Origin of the sequence: Mesorhizobium sp. M1A.T.Ca.IN.004.03.1.1 (assembly GCF_003997555.1) — a bacterium.
Lineage (GTDB): Bacteria > Pseudomonadota > Alphaproteobacteria > Rhizobiales > Rhizobiaceae > Mesorhizobium.
This window is the reverse complement of sequence record NZ_RZTV01000548.1, coordinates 1-260: the sequence shown is the minus strand read 5'-3', so window position 1 is coordinate 260 and position 260 is coordinate 1. Positions and strand designations below refer to the sequence as shown.

Sequence of the window (260 nt, the reverse complement as noted above, 5' to 3'; positions counted from 1 at the left end):
CGGTTGCATCCGCCAGATCCATCATGAAAAGTGTGACGTTGTTGCCAAAGCCCTGCGCGAAACTGCGCTCAACGGCAATCAGACGATGGTCATCGAGGGCAATCATCTCCGACAAGCCATTGTCGTTGCCGCCGCCAGCCTTCGTGGCGACCTGCGGGATCTGCGAGACCGGATAAACGTACTCGGCCTTCGGCTCCCCGGTCGTGCCGTCATAGTGGATGATGCGCGACAAGCTGCCAGTCGTAAGCGAAGGGTTTGGC

At 59.2% G+C, this 260-nt stretch carries 1 protein-coding gene; it reads right to left on the bottom strand.

Features of this window, described 5'->3' with window-relative positions:
• Positions 1-260: esterase-like activity of phytase family protein (locus EOD29_RS32830; RefSeq protein ID WP_164763997.1), on the bottom strand; the 260-nt coding region annotated here is incomplete at both ends.